The sequence below is a fragment of the Rhizobium sp. P40RR-XXII genome, from assembly GCF_012641405.1.
In the GTDB taxonomy this organism is placed as follows: Bacteria; Pseudomonadota; Alphaproteobacteria; order Rhizobiales; family Rhizobiaceae; genus Rhizobium.
In genome coordinates this window covers 71,582-88,218 of the sequence record NZ_JABAII010000007.1, presented here as the reverse complement: position 1 = coordinate 88,218, position 16,637 = coordinate 71,582, and the positions used below count along the sequence as shown (strand labels likewise).

Below are 16,637 nucleotides of genomic sequence, written 5' to 3'. Positions count from 1 at the left end.
GCCATCTCAGGGGAGGCTGAGCGCGGACATATTCCTGACGTGAAGCGGCGCCGGCAACGGCGTCGCGGCTATCCTTTTGGGGGAGTGATGACACGGCTTTGCGGGTTCTTCCTGGCTCTGTGCCTGCTGCTTTGCGCAACGATGGTAACGGCAGCCGAGCTCATCACCAGTTTCGATCAGGCGATCGCCCTGCACCATGACGGCTCCATGCGGGTCGTCGAGACGATTGCCGTGAATGCGGAGGGACGTGACATCCGCCGCGGCATCTTCCGGGATTTTCCGTTGACAATGACCGATGCCGCCGGCCGCGAGATCGAGGTGGATTTCAAGGTCGTGTCCATCGAGCGCGACGGCCAGCCGGAGGATTGGCACAGCGAGCGCATCAAGGGCGGCGAGCGCATTTACATCGGCAAGGCCGATCGAAGTCTCAATCCAGGCCCGCATACGTTCCGCATCACCTACGACACTAATCGTCAGATGCGCTATTTCGGCGATCACGACGAGCTTTATTGGAACGTCACCGGCAATGGCTGGCTGTTCCCGATCGTCAATGCCAAGGCGACCGTTACATTGCCAGATGGCGTCGAGCCTCAGCAGCTTGCCTTCTTCACCGGGCCGCTGGGCGCCAGCGGCAAGAACGCAAGCGCCAGCGCACAGGGCAATACGGTCACTTTCGTCACGACCAGGCCACTCGCCATGGCCGAAGGCCTGACGATCGCCGTCAAGCTGGCGAAGGGGGCGATCGCGCCGCCGAGCGCCAGCCAGCAATGGGGCTGGTTCCTTCGGGATCATCTCGACTCGACCATCGCCATCGGCGGGCTGATCCTGCTGTTTGCCTATTATATGCGCAGCTGGATCAGGGTGGGCCGCGATCCTGCGCCCGGCGTCATGGTTCCACGCTGGGATCCGCCTGAAGGCATCTCGCCGGCGCTGGTCAATTATATCGACAACAAGGGCTTCGCCAGTTCCCGCTGGACGGCATTCTCGGCGACGGCGATCGATCTTGCGGTGCGCGGCTATGTCATTCTCGACGACCTGAAGGGAAAAGTTGTCATTCGCCCCACGGGCAAGGCAGGCAGCGGTCTCAGCGGCGGCGACAAGGTGCTTATGCAGGCCGTCGGGCCGTTCTCACCGCTGGTCATCGACAAGGAAAACGGCGAGGCGGTGCAGCGGCTCGGCTCCAAGTTCCGCAGCGCGATCGAGCGCGATCATCGCGACGAATATTACAAGGCCAATTCGCTCTATGTCATTGTCGGCATTGCGCTGTCGATTCTCATTCTGGCCTCCATCGTCATCTTCGGGCGACTGCATGAGAATGCCCTGCCGCTCATCATCATGCCCGGCTTCCTGTCGATCTTCGTGACGATCTTTACCAGCATCATCGGACGGAGATTCCGCCGCCACGACGCCGGTCTCGCCCAGCGCATCCTTTCGGTCTTGATCTTCGCCTTTTTCGGCTTCGTCTTTGTATCGATTGCCGTCAGTGGTTTTGCCGCGGCGGTCGTGCCGCTCTGGGAAGCGGGCCTGTTGCCGCTGACGGCCGGCATTGTCGGCATTTTCGCGCTGAACGTCGTCTTCTATTTCCTGATGGGCGCGCCGACGCCGCTCGGGCGCAAGATGATGGATGGCATCGCCGGTCTCAGGCAATATCTGACGCTGGCTGAGCGCGACCGGATGAACATGCAGGGCGCGCCGCAGATGTCGCCGCAGCATTTCGAAAAGCTGCTGCCCTATGCAGTCGCGCTCGGCGTCGAAAAGCCGTGGTCCAGCGCTTTCGAGACCTGGCTTGCCACCGCTGCGGGTGCGGCCGCGGCGGCCGCCTATGCGCCGGTCTGGTATTCCGGCAACTTCAACCCGGGCAATATCGGCGGAACGATCGGTGACTTCTCCTCCTCCATGGCGTCCACCATCGCCTCGACCATTCCCGCACCCGTCTCCAGCTCCTCCTCGGCCTTTGGCGACGGGGGAGGCGGCGGTGGCGGTTCCTCCGGTGGAGGTGGCGGTGGCGGCGGTGGTGGCGGATGGTGAACAGACACCCTTCCCTTGAGGGGGGAGGTGTTCGTCCCAACGGTTCAACTTCGCTGATTTCGCCTGTCATCAGATCGGCCTGATCATCGAGCTTGACGGCAGCCAGCATGGGCAGGACACGGCAAGGCGTTACGATGCCGGGAGAACGGCCTTTCTTGAGCGCCAAGGTTATCATGTCCTCTGATTCTGGAATGCCGAGGTCATGGATGAAGGTCGAGGCTGTTCTGGATACGATATTTGCCATTGTGCAGCAGCGGCAAATTTTGCTAGCAGAGGCCGACCGTTTTCACCCCACTCCGGCACGCCGTGCCGACCCTCTCTTTCAAGGGGAGGGTGAGGAACCTTGACATGCCCGATCTCCTTCTCGAACTCCGCTCCGAGGAAATTCCCGCCCGCATGCAGCGCAAGGCCGCCGGCGATCTGAAGAAGCTGGTGACCGATGCCCTCATCGAAGCAGGTCTTTCCTATGAGGGAGCGAGGGAATATTGGACGCCGCGGCGGCTGACGCTCGATATTCGCGGCTTGACGGCGCGCTCGGCCGATGTGCGCGAGGAGCGCAAGGGGCCGCGCACCGATGCCAACGAGAAGGCGATCGAAGGCTTCCTGCGCGGCGCCGGGCTTTCTTCGATTTCCGAGGCTCAGGTGCAGAGCGATCCGAAGAAAGGCGATTTCTACGTCGCGATCATTTCCAAGCCCGGCCGTGCCGCGGAGGAAATCGTCGCTGCGGTCATGCCCGATATCATCCGCAACTTCCCCTGGCCGAAATCCATGCGCTGGGGCAAGGCATCGGCCAAACCCGGCTCGCTGCGCTGGGTGCGCCCGCTTCAGTCGATCGTCTGCACCTTCGGCACCGAGCATGAAGAAACCGCAGTCATCCCCTTCGAAATCGATGGCATCGTCGCCTCGAACGTGACCTACGGCCATCGCTTCCATGCGCCCGATGCGATCACGGTCAAGCGTTTTGAGGACTATGTCTCGAGTCTGGAAAAGGCCAAGGTCGTTCTCGATGCCGAGCGCCGCAAGGATATCATCCTGCATGATGCCCGCGACGTCGCTTTCGCCAACGGCCTCGAACTGGTGGAAGACGAGAGCCTGCTGGAAGAAGTATCCGGCCTCGTCGAATGGCCGCAGGTGCTGATGGGCTCCTTCGAGGAAGACTATCTGTCGATCCCGTCGGAAATCATCCGCCTGACCATCAAGACCAACCAGAAGTGTTTCGTCACGCGCCAGCAGGCCGGCGAGACGCTATCCAACCGTTTCATTCTCATCGCCAATATCCAGGCGACGGATGGCGGCAAGGAAATCATCCATGGCAACGGCAAGGTCGTGCGCGCCCGTCTGTCCGACGCGCTGCATTTCTGGAAGCGCGACCAGGGCGATCTGCCCGATCTCGAAACGCTGGAAGCCTCGGCCGCGAAATTCGGCCTCGATCTGAAGAAGCCGCTCGATCAGCGCATGGCAAAGCTTGACGCGCTTGATGTCACTTTCCACGCCAAGCTCGGCAGCCAGGGCGAGCGTGTTGCCCGCATCCGCGCGCTGGCCGCTGAACTCGCCAGGATTACCGGCGCCGATACCGCTCTAGTCGACCGCGCCGTCGTGCTCGCCAAGGCCGACCTGCGCACCGAAGCTGTCGGCGAATTCCCCGAGCTGCAGGGTCTCATGGGCCGCAAATACGCGTCGCTGCAAGGCGAGGATGCCTCGGTCGCTACTGCGATCGAAGATCATTACAAGCCGCAAGGTCCTTCCGACCGCGTCCCCGAGGACAAGGTCGCGATCACGGTCGCGCTTGCCGACAAGCTGGATACGCTCGTCGGCTTCTGGGCGATCGACGAGAAGCCCACAGGCTCGAAGGACCCTTATGCGCTGCGCCGCGCCGCCCTCGGTGTCGTCCGCATCCTCTTGGAGCGTGGCGTGCGCCTGCCGCTGCTCGCGACCACGAGGGATGTCGATCTGCTCGTCTTCTTCCATGATCGCCTCAAGGTCTATCTGCGCGATCTCGGCGCCCGCCATGACCTGATCGACGCCGTGCTGACGCCGGAGGCCGACGATCTCTTGATGGTCGCCCGCCGCGTCGAGGCGCTGACGGCCTTCATCACGTCAGAGGACGGCAAGAACCTGCTGGCCGGCACCAAGCGCGCCACGCAGCTTCTGGCAGCCGAGGAGAAGAAGGGCACGGTCGTTGCCGACGGCGTTTCGGAAGCCTTGCTGAAGCTCGATGCGGAAAAGGATCTCTTTGCCGCCGTCAAGTCTGCCTCCGCCGAGGCTTCCGATGCGATTGCCAAGGAAGATTTCCGCTCGGCCATGGCAGCCCTTTCCAAGCTGCGCGCACCCGTCGACCGTTTCTTCGAAGCCGTGCTCGTCAATGACGAAGACGCCGCCATCCGCGCCAATCGCCTGGCGCTGCTGCGCATGATCCGCGAAGCAACCGGCACGGTCGCCGACTTCTCGAAGATTGCGGGATAAGGCGTGGGGGCGCGATGACCGGAAAGATCCTCGTCAGCGCCTGCCTCATGGGCCACGCCGTCCGCTACGACGGCCGCTCCAAGCCACTCGTGCATCCAGCGATCGATCGCTGGCGCGAGGAGGGGCTGTTGGTCACGATCTGTCCGGAAATGTCCGCGGGCATGGCGGTTCCAAGGCCGCCGGCCGAGATTGCAGGCGGCGGAACCGGCGAAGATGTACTCGCCGGCACTGCGCGTGTGTTGGAGATTACCGGCGGCGATGTCACGCAGGAATTCCGTCAGGCGGCGGAAAATGCCCTGGCGCTTGCACGAGAAAGCGGCTGCCATTATGCCCTCCTGATTGACGGCAGCCCATCCTGCGGCTCCGGCTTCATCTATGACGGCACATTTTCCGGCGGCCGGCAGAGCGGCCGGGGCGTCACGGCGGCGCTGCTCAAGCAGGCCGGTATCGAGGTCTATTCCGATCGCGAGATAGAGAAACTGGTCGAGCGGCTGAAAGCCGCAGACTGAAGCAACAATCGCAGCTCAAAATAAAACCGCCGGACGCAAGCCCGGCGGTTCTCATTTTCTGACCTGTAAGGCTCAAGCGGCGCGGCGGTGATCCATAGTGGAGCGACCTTCGTTGACGCGGAAGCCGCGGATGAGGGCGAGAAGATCTTCCGTATCGGCGGCGAGCGTTTCGGCCGATGCTGTGGTCTCTTCGGCCATGGCGGCGTTCTGCTGCGTGGCCGCGTCGAGCTGGTTCATCGAAGACGAGATCGAGCGCAGCGTCGTATCCTGCTCGGAGGCGCTGTGGGCGATCTTCGAGACGATTTCGTTGGCAGCCTTGATCTGGTCGGAGATGCGCTTCAGCGCTTCGCCGGCCTCGCCGACGAGGCGCACACCCTGATCGACCTGACCGGAAGAGCGGGCGATCTGGTCCTTGATCTCCTTGGCGGCTGCCGCGGAGCGCTGGGCGAGCTCCCGCACTTCCTGGGCGACGACGGCGAAACCCTTGCCGGATTCGCCGGCGCGGGCCGCCTCGACGCCGGCGTTGAGGGCCAGCAGGTTGGTCTGGAAGGCGATCTCGTCGATCACGCCGATGATCTTGCCGATCTCGGACGAAGACTTCTCGATACCGCTCATCGCTTCGATTGCCTGGGCAACCACGGCATCGCTGCGCGATGCTTCGGCGCTGACGGCATGAACGCGCTTGCTGGCCTCATCAGCGCCTTCCGCTGTCTGGCGGACGGCAACGGTGAGCTCGTCGAGCGCTGCCGAAGTCTCTTCCAGGCTGGCAGCCTGGCGCTCGGTGCGCTGAGATAGTTCGTTGGAAGCGCGACGGATTTCTTCCTTGCTGAGGCCGATGTCGTTGCCCTTGGCATTGACGCGTCCCATCGCGGCTTCCAGATGCGACAGCGCCTCGTTGAAGTTGCTGCGAAGGCCGGCATAGCTGGCGCCGAGATCGCCGCAGCGTATCGTCAGGTTCCCCTGGGCGAGATCTTCAAGTGCCCGGCCGATGACCGAGACGACACGCGCCTGTTCGTGGGCCTCGTCCTGCTGCTGGCGCAGGTTCTGTTCGCGCTCGTTGCTGATCTCGAGTTCCTGCGCGGCCTGACGATCGGCCAGCATGTGGCGCTCGCGGATCTTTTCCTGCAGCGCCTGGGTCGCCTTGGCCATCAGGCCGATTTCGTTGCGCATTTCGGCATGGGGGATGGCCATCTTCACGTCTTCATCGGCGACTGCCTTCAGCGCGGTATGGACCTCGGCGAGCGGCTTTGTGATGCCGCGGATGAAGTAGAGGGCTGCACCGATGCCGATGACGAAGACGAGGCCGCAGATGAGCAGGGCACGCCACATCGTCGCATTGATCTGCGCATCGAGGTCGTCCATGTAGACGCCGCAACCAAGAACGATTTGCCAAGGCTCGAAAGCGGCCGAGTAGCTGCCCTTCAGGAAGAAATCGCTGTTGGGACGGCCAGGCTTGTTCCAGTAGTAGATCGTGCGGCCACCGCCCTTGATGGCCTTCTCCACCATTTCCTTGCTGAAATGCGTGCCGTTCTTGTCGACTTGGCCGGACATGTCCTTGCCGATATTGACCGGGCTCGGGTGAATGCGCTGCACCACATTATAGTCGAAGCCGAAGAAATAGCCTGATGGCGCGAAGCTGACATGCGACAATACCTTGAAGGCCTCGGCCTGGGCGGCCTCATGCGTCATCTCGCCGGCTTTTTCGCGCTGATAGTATTGGTTCAAAACGGAAATGCCGGATTCGACCTGCGTGCGCAGCATGTCGAAGCGGTCGTCATAGATGGAATCGGCCTGCGACCGGATCTGAAAATAGGTGGCCACGGCGAAGGCGGCCATCAGGACGCCGAGCAGGGCAAATAATTGATGCGCAATCTTGAGATTCTTCATGGTGCCTCTCACAGGTAGGTGAATACCGGTGCGGTATCCTACCGCCTGTGCGATCGCCTGAGAGAATCTCAATACGCTTGCCGCCGCTCGAATGACATGCTGCTGTCCGGTGATCAGTAAAATCGCCGTTTATGTCTAAAAAATCTTTAATTTTAGGGGGATGGTTGTATTTTTCGCAGGCTGAAACTGGAGATATGCCGCCTTGCTGCCAATAATACTTATGCAGGCTTACGAATAACTTCAGTTAATCCATATTCATTTCTTTGTAATTTAGAAAAACAAAATATTTCTAATGTATATCATAGGTGTGTTGCGAGCCGTTGCTCCTTCGGCTGAGCAATGATCGGCGAATGCCGTGGCAACGGATGGCCCGGCAGCTATTGGCGCAGCTGGAAGCCGGAGAGATCGAGGGATTTGGGAACCGCCGTGATACCAGGCAGGGCTGCGGTCTTTACCGCCAGGTCGATCCCATCGACCGGCTCACTGCTGGCGGCCAAGGCTTCCGGTGTCGGCTTGCTGACGAACATGACGGGGGATCCGCCCATCCAGGCCTCTGTCCGCACGACCTTCTTTTCGCCGTCAACGCTGCGGACCACGATCGATTGCGTGCCCGGCGTCAATGTCGGCACTGTATATTCCTTTTCAGCCACTTTCGGCTTGAGGGGAGGGCAGTTGGCGCAGCTCTTGTCGACGATGCTGCTGTCGCCGCTCTGCATCGTGCCATCGATAGACTGGATGGAGGAGGCCATGGCGGGGCCGCTGGCCAGAACGCATGCCAAGGTCAGAAAGAAGGAACGCATAACAACAACTCCGCCTATAGTGACGAAGACTTTAGCGTGCCTTTATTTCCATCCCGTCAGGAGATTAGGTAAACATTTAATGGACCCGCGCCCGCAGAAGCGCAGAGATATTTACGTCTCGCGCTCGACGGCACGCCAGCCGATATCGCTGCGGTAGAAGCCGTTCTCCCATTTCACCTCGCCGGCAAGGGCATAGGCGCGTCTTTTTGCTTCGCCCACCGTCTTGCCCGTCGCGGTGATGTTCAGCACGCGGCCACCGGTTGCGACCAGCGCGCCGTCCTTCAGGCCTGTGCCGGCATGAAACACCTTCGCACCTTCGCCGTCGGCCGGCAGCGCCGCGATCGGCGTGTTCTTGGCATAGGTGCCGGGATAGCCCTTCGAGGCCATGACGACGGTCAACGCCGGGTCGTCGCTCCATTCGGCCGCCACCTGATCCAGCGTGCCGTTGGCGCAGGCAAAGAGCAACGGCAGCAGATCGCTCTTCAGCCGCATCATCAGTACCTGGCATTCGGGATCGCCGAAACGGACATTATATTCGATGAGCTCGGGACCCTTGGCGGTGATCATCAGTCCGGCGAAGAAGACACCGCTGAAGGGATGGCCGCTTTCCGCCATGCCGCGCATCGTCGGCTCGATGATCTCCTTCATCGTGCGCTCGATCATTTCGGGCGTCATGACGGGGGCGGGGGAATAGGCGCCCATGCCGCCGGTATTCGGGCCGGTATCGCCGTCGCCGACGCGCTTGTGGTCCTGCGCTGTCGCAAGCGCCAGCGCATGCTTGCCGTCGCAAAGGCAGAAGAAGCTCGCCTCCTCGCCATCCAGATAGGCTTCGATCACCACTTCGGCGCCGGCCTCGCCGAAGGCACCCTCGAAGCAATCGTCGATCGCCGCAAGCGCCTCGTCGATCGTCATCGCAACGGTGACGCCCTTGCCCGCGGCAAGGCCGTCCGCCTTCACGACGATCGGAGCGCCCTCAGCGCGAACATAGGCCTTCGCCTTCGGTGCATTGTTGAAACGCTGGTATGCTCCCGTCGGAATATTATAGCGGGCGCAGATATCCTTGGTGAACCCCTTGGATCCTTCGAGTTGGGCTGCGGCTGCGGAAGGACCGAAGACGACAATGCCGGCGGCGCGCAATTTGTCGGCAATGCCGGCGACCAGCGGCGCTTCGGGGCCAACCACGACGAAGTCGATGGCCTTGTCCTTGCAGAAAGTAACAACGGCATCATGGTTGTCGATATCGAGCGCGGCGAGCGTCGCGTGCTCGGCAATGCCGGGATTGCCCGGAGCCGCGTAGAATTCGGTCATGTCTGGCGATTGCGCCAGTTTCCAGGCCAGCGCATGCTCGCGTCCGCCCGATCCGATCAACAGAACTCTCATGGCTTGCCCTCTCGTTGTATCCTTTTGCGCGGTTAAGCGGGGTTGGGCCAAAGGTCAAGCGTCAAATCCTGTGGAGGCAGGGCCGGCAACATTGCCATGCCTTTTTATCCCGTTAAAGCGGAAGCGGCTTCAGGTTCACGCCATCTCCATGCCCGGATTGGCGTATTCCGTGCCGAAACCGCTTCTTATGTCCGCGGGATCATGCTTATGGTCCCCTAACGATTGTCCAGTTCAGAGAGACACATGGCCGCCGATATCCGTTCCCTTGCCGCAACCATCGCCGCCGAGATCAATTCACGCCCGGATCAGGCCAAGTCTGCGATCGAGCTTCTCGATAAAGGCGCGACCGTGCCGTTCATTGCCCGCTATCGCAAGGAAGTGACCGGTGGCCTGGATGATACGCAGCTTCGGACGCTATCGGAGCGCCTTGTCTACCTGCGCGAGCTGGAAGCGCGCCGCGCCGCCATCATCGAATCCATCACCGGCCAGGGCAAGATGACCGATGAGCTGATGGGCAAGATCGCCACCGTTGCCACCAAGTCCGAGCTGGAAGACCTCTATCTGCCTTACAAGCCGAAGCGCCGCACGCGCGCCGAGATTGCGAGAGAGCGTGGCCTCGGCCCGTTGGCTGATACCATCCTTGCCGATCGTTCGAAGGAGCCTTCCGCTCTGGCCGAAGGTTTCATCACGGCCGATGTGCCCGACGTGAAGACGGCGTTGGAAGGCGCGCGCGATATCATCGCCGAAGGCATTGCCGAAAATGCCGATCTGCTCGGCAAGCTGCGCAATTACATGAAGACCAATGCCACCCTGAAGGCCGCCGTCGTCGACGGCAAGCAGGAAGCCGGCGCCAAGTTCTCGGATTATTTTGCCCATCAGGAACGCTGGGCGACAGCTCCTGGCCATCGTGCGCTCGCCATGCTGCGCGGCTGGAACGAAGAAATTCTGACGCTGAACATCGAAGTCGATACCGATGCCGTGTCGCCCAATAAGCCGGTCGAGCGTATGGTCATCTCGGCCTATGATATCGGCGCAAGCCGGCCCGGCGACCGCTGGCTGACGGAAGTCGCGAGCTGGACCTGGCGCGTGAAGCTTTCGATGTCGCTGTCGCTCGACCTGATGCGCGAGTTGCGGGAGAGGGCGGAGGAGGAGGCGATCCATGTCTTCGCTCGCAATCTGAAGGATTTACTGCTGGCAGCCCCCGCCGGCTCGCGCGCCACCATGGGTCTCGATCCCGGCATCCGCACCGGCGTCAAGGTTGCCGTGGTTGACGGCACGGGCAAGCTCCTGGAAACGACTACCGTCTATCCCTTTCCGCCGAAGAACGACGTGCGCGGCACACAGGCCACGCTTGCCTCGCTCACCCGCAAGCACAAGGTCGAGCTGATCGCGATCGGCAACGGCACCGGCAGCCGTGAAACCGAGAAGCTTGTGGCCGACATGCTGGCCGAACTGCCGGCGCCGAAGCCGACCAAGGTCATCGTTTCAGAGGCCGGCGCATCGGTCTATTCCGCCTCGGAAACGGCGGCGCTGGAGTTCCCCGGCCTCGACGTCTCGCTGCGCGGCGCCGTCTCGATTGCTCGCCGCCTGCAGGATCCGCTGGCGGAACTGGTAAAGATCGAGCCGAAATCGATCGGCGTCGGCCAGTATCAGCACGATGTCGACCAGCAGAAGCTGTCACGTTCGCTGGATGCGGTGGTCGAGGATGCGGTGAATGCCGTCGGCGTCGATCTGAACACGGCTTCGGCGCCGCTGCTTTCCCGCGTCTCGGGCCTTGGCCCGTCGATCGCCGATGCCATCGTCAAGCATCGTGACGGCGAGGGTCCTTTCGAGACGCGGCGTGATCTCTTGAAGGTCGCGCGCCTCGGCCAGCGCACCTTCGAACAATGCGCCGGCTTCCTGCGCATTCCCAACGGCAAGGAGCCGCTCGATGCTTCCTCCGTGCATCCCGAAGCCTATGGCGTCGCCAAGAAGATCGTTGCCGCCTGCGGGCGTGACCTGCGCACGCTGATGGGTGATATGGCGATGCTGAAGGCAGTCGATCCCAGGCAGTTCATTGACGATAAGTTCGGCCTGCCGACCGTGCGCGACATCATCTCCGAACTGGAAAAGCCGGGCCGGGATCCACGTCCGAGCTTCAAGACCGCAACCTTTGCGGAAGGCGTCAACGAGATCGGCGACCTCAAGCCTGGAATGCTGCTGGAAGGCACCGTGACCAACGTCGCCGCCTTCGGCGCCTTCGTCGATATTGGTGTCCATCAGGACGGTTTGGTGCATGTCTCGCAGCTGGCGGACCGTTTCATCAAGGATCCGCACGAAGTCGTAAAGGCGGGCGATGTCGTCAAGGTCACGGTTGTGGAAGTCGACGTGAAACGCAAGCGAATCGGCCTCTCCATGCGCAAAGATGGCGGCACTGTGGCGGCTTCGTCCGGGCGTGAGTCGCGCGAGCAGGCTAGCGCACGCAACGCTGGCGTCAGGGGGGATACCCGTCCGAAGGCCGAACAACAGGGTAGTTTCGGAGCCGCTTTGGCCGATGCCCTTAAACGAAAATAAGGACTTAGCGGAACTCTGTGCAAGAATGTCACACTCTGGCAGAGTTGTTGCCAGAGTGCCAATGACTGTGAAAAGGTAAGCTTGCCACAATGCTGTGAGGCGTTAAAGTTTGCCTTAATGTCATGTCATAACATTCGAGGCGTCCATGGCGTCGGCACTTTTTTCTCTCGTCAAGAAACTCATCCGTAAAGGTTCACTCAGGCTTACGCTTGCATCCGGCGAGACCCATATGGTCGGCGACGGAACCGGCGAGACGGTGGCCGTTCGTTTTGCCGATCAGCAGGCGGAAGATGCCGTCGCGCGCGATCCGACGCTCAAGCTCGGTGAAATGTATATGGAGGGCCGCTTCATCCTCGAGCAGGGGGATATCTACGAATTCCTCTCGCTGGTGAAGCAGAATACCACCAACGAGATTTTCGATTTCCGCATGGCGGCGTTGCTGCTCGGCCGCATCGCCTTGCAGCAGATCAAGAGCCGCTCGCCGGTCAACCGCAACAAGTATAATGTTGCGCATCACTATGATCTGTCGGCGAAGTTGTTCGATCTCTTCCTCGATGAGGACTGGCAATATTCCTGCGCCTATTTCAATCCGCCCGGCATCAGCCTCTACGAAGCGCAAGTGGCCAAGAAGCGCCATATCGCGGCGAAGCTGCTGGTCGAACCCGGCCAGAAGGTGCTGGAGATCGGCTCCGGTTGGGGCGGCATGGCCATGTATCTTGCCGAGGCCTATCCCGGCCTCGATGTGACAGGCATTACGCTCAGCGAAGAGCAGCTGAAAGTATCGCGTGATCGCGCGGCCAAGCGTGGCCTCTCCGATCGCGTCCGCTTCGAGCTGCAGGACTATCGCTATATGACCGGCCGGAAGTTCGACCGCATCGTCTCCGTCGGCATGTTCGAGCATGTCGGCATCGGTGATTACGGCAAGTACTTCCGCAAGGTTTCGGAACTTCTGGATGACAACGGCGTCATGCTGCTGCATTCGATCGCGCGTCCGAAGCCGAGCTATGCCACCAACGCCTTCATCGAAAAATATATCTTCCCGGGCGGCTACATCCCGTCGATCGGCGAGACCACGCCGCCGCTGGAGAAGGCTGGCCTGCTGACGAGGGACGTCGAAACCTTGCCGATGCATTATGCCTACACGCTGCGGCACTGGCGCAATCGCTTCGTGGCGCGCAAGGCCGATGCCGTCGCGCTCTACGACGAGAAGTTCTTCCGCATGTGGGAGTTCTATCTGGCCGGCTCCGAAATGGGCTTCCGCTGGGATGAGTTGTTCATCATGCAGATCCAGATCGCCAAGAACCAGTTCGCCGTCCCGGACAATCGCAATTACATCTGGGAACGCGAGGCGAAACTGAAGGAATTCGAGGCAGCGCGCGCGCCTCTGGAGAAGGTGACGTTCTGACCGTCGACATAACGCCGGGCCATGGAAGCCCATGATCCGGCGTTTCTGGTCTTGCTCCGTCAAGCCGCAAGGTCGTTATTTGCCGACATGGACGATGAACGTGCCGTCCTGCACGGTGCCGTCGGTATTCAGTCCCGTGAGTCGCATGGTGAATTGATCTGTGCCCGAGAAACCTGGGTTCGGCGTGTAGTAGACAATGTTTCCCTGAACCGCCTTGCCCGAGCACAGGTAGGCGTTGCTGTCTTTCGGAAACTTTGCTGCGACCGGGCCGTGCTCGACCTCAATCTTGCCATGGGCAGGCGCCTTGACGACACCCGTATAGGGAAACCCTGCAAACGTGCGGTCCTGCTTCACAAGAGAAGCGCTTGTAATCTTCGTCTTCTTGCCCGGCGCGATTTGGCGGGAAAACTGGCTTTGTTTTGCCCCGCCGATCGGGGCGCTGACGCAGCCGGAAAACGCCATGGTAGCGCTGAGAAACAGACCTAAGGAAATCAGAGATACGGTCTTCATTCGTTGCTCTTCTTTGAAAATCGAGGGGGGCTGCAAAATGGCGGGCGACAAAGGAAATGCCGACCGTTACCTGTGATTGAGTAACTCATGCGGCAATTAAATCACCGCGACAGATCACCGCATGCCCGATGCCACCGCCCACACAACCTGAATTTGGTTCTTTTCATCGAATTCAGCGTCTTGTGGTTAAGAGAGCGGTAACGCGATCCGAATATTTTGCGGCAACTCTAGGGCTGCGTTCATAGCCCTTTGTATTGCGTATCATGGAGTTGCAGTGTGTTTGCAAAGTCGCGTTTTCTTTTCGTTTTTGGCCTGTCCGTTGCCTGTGCCGGTGCCGCCTCCGCCGCCGATGGTCAGCATTTCTGGTCGGGTGATTGGTACCTAAGCGTCGGTGCGGCCGGTTTCTCCGCGCCGAAATTCGAAGGCGGCAGGCACAACAAGCTGCAGTGGTCGCCGCTGGTCTCGATCGGCCGGCAGGGTCCCGGGCCGCGCTTTTCATCACGCAACGACAATCCATCCTTCGCCCTGATCGAGACCAACGATTTTCGTGTCGGTATCGTCGGCAAGTTCGTGCCGAGCCGCGACAGCAGCGACGGGCGCGAACTGAGGGGGCTGAAGAAGGTGAAATGGGGTGCCGAAGCCGGTGGTTTCGCTGAAGCCTATCCGACCGATTGGCTGCGCGCCCGCATCGAAGTGCGGCAGGGCATTCGTTCCCACAGTGGCCTCGTCGCCGATGCGGCCATCGACGCCTTTACCGATATTACGCCGGAGCTGCGCCTCTCGGGCGGGCCGCGCATGACGATGGCCACCAACGACTATTTCAATACCTACTACGGCGTTGACGCGCGTGAATCCGCCGCTTCCGGCCTCGGCCGCTACAATCCCGGCGGCGGGGTGAAGTCCGTTGGTGTCGGCGGCGCCTTGACCTGGAAGGCATCGGAAAACTGGACCACCAGCACCTTCCTGGAATATACCCGGCTCACCGGCCCGGCTGCCGACAGCAGCCTCGTGCGCGAGCGCGGCGACCGCAACCAGCTGCTGATCGGCGTCTCGGCCAGCTACAAGTTCAATTTCACGACGCATTGAGAAATGGGCGGGGCCAGAGCATGATGCTGAAAGGTGTTTGAGCGGTCTTCGGACAACATCATGCTCTAATTCTTTGATTTTAGGGCGGATTCAGATTTTAGGTCGCTGCGACCTAAAATCATCCGACTCTAACGCCCCGCCGCTTGACCTCCGGCGCCGGATGTCACTACTACTCGCCTATGCAAAACACGGGCGACATCAATGGGCGCGTTGCTGACGCGCCATCCGGCAACTGGGTCTATCGCGTCCTGCCTCCCTGGCTGTGGCCCTATGCCCAGCTTGCGCGCTGGGACAGGCCGATCGGCTGGCAGCTTCTGATGTGGCCGTGTTTCTGGTCGGTCGCGCTGGCGGCCAATGCTTCCGTCGCCATGGGGCACGGCTCGCCAGGCTTCGTGGTGATCTATCACCTCGTTCTCTATTTTATCGGCGCGGTCGCCATGCGTGGCGCCGGCTGCGCCTACAATGATCTGGTCGATCATGAGATCGACATGTCGGTCGCGCGCACGCGCTCGCGTCCGCTGCCATCGGGCCGTGTGACGCGCGCGCAGGCCAAGGCCTTCATCGCGCTGCAGGCCCTGGTCGGTCTGCTGGTGCTGCTGCAGTTCAATTGGTTTGCCGTCGTTCTCGGCGTGCTGTCGCTCGGCATCGTCGCGTTCTATCCCTTTGCGAAGCGCTTCACCGACTGGCCGCAATTCTTCCTCGGTCTTGCCTTTTCCTGGGGTGCTCTGATGGGCTGGGCGGGCCTTTTCGGCAGCCTGTCGCTTGCTCCGATCGTGCTCTATCTCGCCTCCATCCTGTGGACGATCGGTTACGACACGATCTACGCCCACCAGGACAAGGAAGACGACGAGCTGATCGGCGTGCGCTCGACGGCCCGTCTTTTTGGCGATCGGACGCGCCTCTGGCTGGTCGGCCTTTATGGTGCCGCGCTGCTTCTGATGCTGACGTCCTTTGCGCTGGCCGGAGCGACCTGGCTTGCCTATCTCGGCCTGCTTGTCGCCGGCGGCATGTTCGCCTACCAGATTGCCGTGCTTGACATCAAAGATGGCGAGCAATGCCTTGCCCTGTTTAAATCGAACAATCGGGTCGGCCTGATCATCTTTGCCGGTCTCTTCCTGTCGTTCCTGTTTCTGATCCCGTGAGGGAATTGTTCCAAGCTGAAGCGGACAGCAAATCTTGCTGACACCATAAAAGATTTCGGCCGTGGGATTGTTCGTCCCACAGCCGGTCTTTCAGAATGGCCGGATTTCGGCGAATGCGGCTCAACGCCTTGCGATGATCTCGCGGCCTTCGATCTTCATCTTGACGCCGAGCTTGCCTGTGGTGCGGCGCACGAGGAAGCGCGGGCGGCGATCGGCGAAATAGGAGTGGCGGCGGCGCGGCTGGCTGTCCTGCGAGCGGACGCCGCCCAGATGTTCTTCCAGCGGGCGGGCGACGCCGTCGGCTTCGATCATCAGCATCGGAATGCGGAAGGCTTCCGACCAGGAACGCCAGTCGGCGGCGATGTCGCTCAGGTCGTGGGCGACGAGAAGGGGAATGCAGAGATCCGGATCGGAGTGATGCAGTTCCAGCGTGACGGTGACTTCGCCGTCGCCATGGTCGATGGCGCGGGCGGCGACGCCCTTGAAGGCACGTTTCGGCAAGGCGACGGACAGCGGCAGGCCGCTGGACGGCAGGATCTTGCGCAGCACAGCGCCGCGCTCGTCGATCGTAATGGTGACATCACCAACGGCACCGCGCATGGCATAGCTGACCTGTTGCGGGAAGCGCGCCGGATCGAGCCGCAGTGTGGTTCCAGCCCAATCGGGCTTCAGGACGGTATTTGTCATCGATTTTCTACCCTTGCTTTACCTGAGAGCCGGTTTTTCCGGTCTTCTCTCGGAGAACTTTTGTCCTCTCGTTGTTGGGCAGATTAGGCGCCGTCCCTTCCAGACAGCTTAAAAATCGAGGTTAAGAAAACTTTGCGTCCTCAAATGGTTAGCAAAATCGAATGCATCAGGGTTTCCATAAGATGAA

The 16,637-nt window shown here is 61.0% G+C and carries 14 protein-coding genes; 9 read left to right on the top strand and 5 right to left on the bottom strand.

Annotation, left to right across the window (positions count from 1 at the left end; translation table 11 throughout):
* Window positions 1-84: 84 nt before the first annotated feature.
* The 5 genes from HGP16_RS15160 to HGP16_RS15140 all read left to right on the top strand — a co-directional run bounded on the left by HGP16_RS15160 (window position 85) and on the right by HGP16_RS15140 (window position 5,000).
* A complete protein-coding gene (locus HGP16_RS15160; protein ID WP_409526840.1) occupies window positions 85-2,028 on the top strand; it encodes a DUF2207 domain-containing protein in 1,944 nt (647 codons plus the stop codon).
* Between the two features lie 73 nt (window positions 2,029-2,101).
* Window positions 2,102-2,212 (top strand): DUF559 domain-containing protein, encoded by a 111-nt coding sequence (locus HGP16_RS34685; RefSeq protein ID WP_168841095.1) that lies wholly within the window; start codon window positions 2,102-2,104, stop codon window positions 2,210-2,212.
* Entirely contained in the window at window positions 2,184-2,375 is a 192-nt protein-coding gene (locus HGP16_RS15150; RefSeq protein ID WP_168840857.1) for a hypothetical protein, read from the top strand. The genes HGP16_RS34685 and HGP16_RS15150 overlap by 29 nt, the downstream gene beginning before the upstream one ends.
* A gap of 1 nt (window position 2,376) precedes the next feature.
* Entirely contained in the window at window positions 2,377-4,491 is a 2,115-nt protein-coding gene (gene glyS, locus HGP16_RS15145) for a glycine--tRNA ligase subunit beta (protein ID WP_168840856.1), read from the top strand.
* 14 nt (window positions 4,492-4,505) lie between these two features.
* Complete coding sequence (locus HGP16_RS15140) at window positions 4,506-5,000, top strand: DUF523 domain-containing protein (RefSeq protein ID WP_168840855.1); 495 nt, start codon at window positions 4,506-4,508, stop codon at window positions 4,998-5,000.
* A 72-nt stretch (window positions 5,001-5,072) separates the two neighbouring features.
* On the opposite strand, the gene HGP16_RS15135 is transcribed toward HGP16_RS15140, so the two are convergent.
* From HGP16_RS15135 to purD, 3 genes are all read right to left on the bottom strand, one after another.
* Window positions 5,073-6,887 carry a methyl-accepting chemotaxis protein gene (locus HGP16_RS15135; protein WP_168840854.1) on the bottom strand — a complete coding sequence of 605 codons (1,815 nt, stop codon included), beginning with the start codon at window positions 6,885-6,887 and terminating at the stop codon, window positions 5,073-5,075.
* Window positions 6,888-7,264: 377 nt separating this feature from the next.
* Window positions 7,265-7,687 carry a plant virulence effector HPE1-like domain-containing protein gene (locus HGP16_RS15130; RefSeq protein ID WP_168840853.1) on the bottom strand — a complete coding sequence of 141 codons (423 nt, stop codon included), beginning with the start codon at window positions 7,685-7,687 and terminating at the stop codon, window positions 7,265-7,267.
* Between the two features lie 111 nt (window positions 7,688-7,798).
* Window positions 7,799-9,067, bottom strand: a complete 1,269-nt coding sequence (gene purD, locus HGP16_RS15125; protein ID WP_168840852.1) for a phosphoribosylamine--glycine ligase — start codon at window positions 9,065-9,067, stop codon at window positions 7,799-7,801.
* Window positions 9,068-9,310: 243 nt separating this feature from the next.
* Between purD and HGP16_RS15120 the strand changes: the two genes are divergently transcribed.
* Entirely contained in the window at window positions 9,311-11,620 is a 2,310-nt protein-coding gene (locus tag HGP16_RS15120; protein WP_168840851.1) for a Tex family protein, read from the top strand.
* 145 nt (window positions 11,621-11,765) lie between these two features.
* Window positions 11,766-13,025, top strand: coding sequence for an SAM-dependent methyltransferase (locus tag HGP16_RS15115; protein ID WP_168840850.1), 1,260 nt, complete (start codon window positions 11,766-11,768; stop codon window positions 13,023-13,025).
* 75 nt (window positions 13,026-13,100) lie between these two features.
* On the opposite strand, the gene HGP16_RS15110 is transcribed toward HGP16_RS15115, so the two are convergent.
* Window positions 13,101-13,535, bottom strand: coding sequence for a hypothetical protein (locus HGP16_RS15110; protein ID WP_168840849.1), 435 nt, complete (start codon window positions 13,533-13,535; stop codon window positions 13,101-13,103).
* Window positions 13,536-13,847: 312 nt separating this feature from the next.
* Between HGP16_RS15110 and HGP16_RS15105 the strand changes: the two genes are divergently transcribed.
* Together HGP16_RS15105 and ubiA are read left to right on the top strand one after the other, a co-directional pair.
* On the top strand, window positions 13,848-14,621 hold the full coding sequence (locus HGP16_RS15105) for a MipA/OmpV family protein (RefSeq protein ID WP_205926572.1): 774 nt from the start codon (window positions 13,848-13,850) through the stop codon (window positions 14,619-14,621).
* A gap of 179 nt (window positions 14,622-14,800) precedes the next feature.
* Window positions 14,801-15,763, top strand: a complete 963-nt coding sequence (gene ubiA, locus HGP16_RS15100) for a 4-hydroxybenzoate octaprenyltransferase (RefSeq protein WP_168840847.1) — start codon at window positions 14,801-14,803, stop codon at window positions 15,761-15,763.
* A 120-nt stretch (window positions 15,764-15,883) separates the two neighbouring features.
* Here the strand turns inward: ubiA and HGP16_RS15095 are convergent, their stop codons facing one another.
* Window positions 15,884-16,450, bottom strand: coding sequence for a DUF6101 family protein (locus HGP16_RS15095; protein WP_168840846.1), 567 nt, complete (start codon window positions 16,448-16,450; stop codon window positions 15,884-15,886).
* Between the last annotated feature and the right edge of the window lie 187 nt (window positions 16,451-16,637).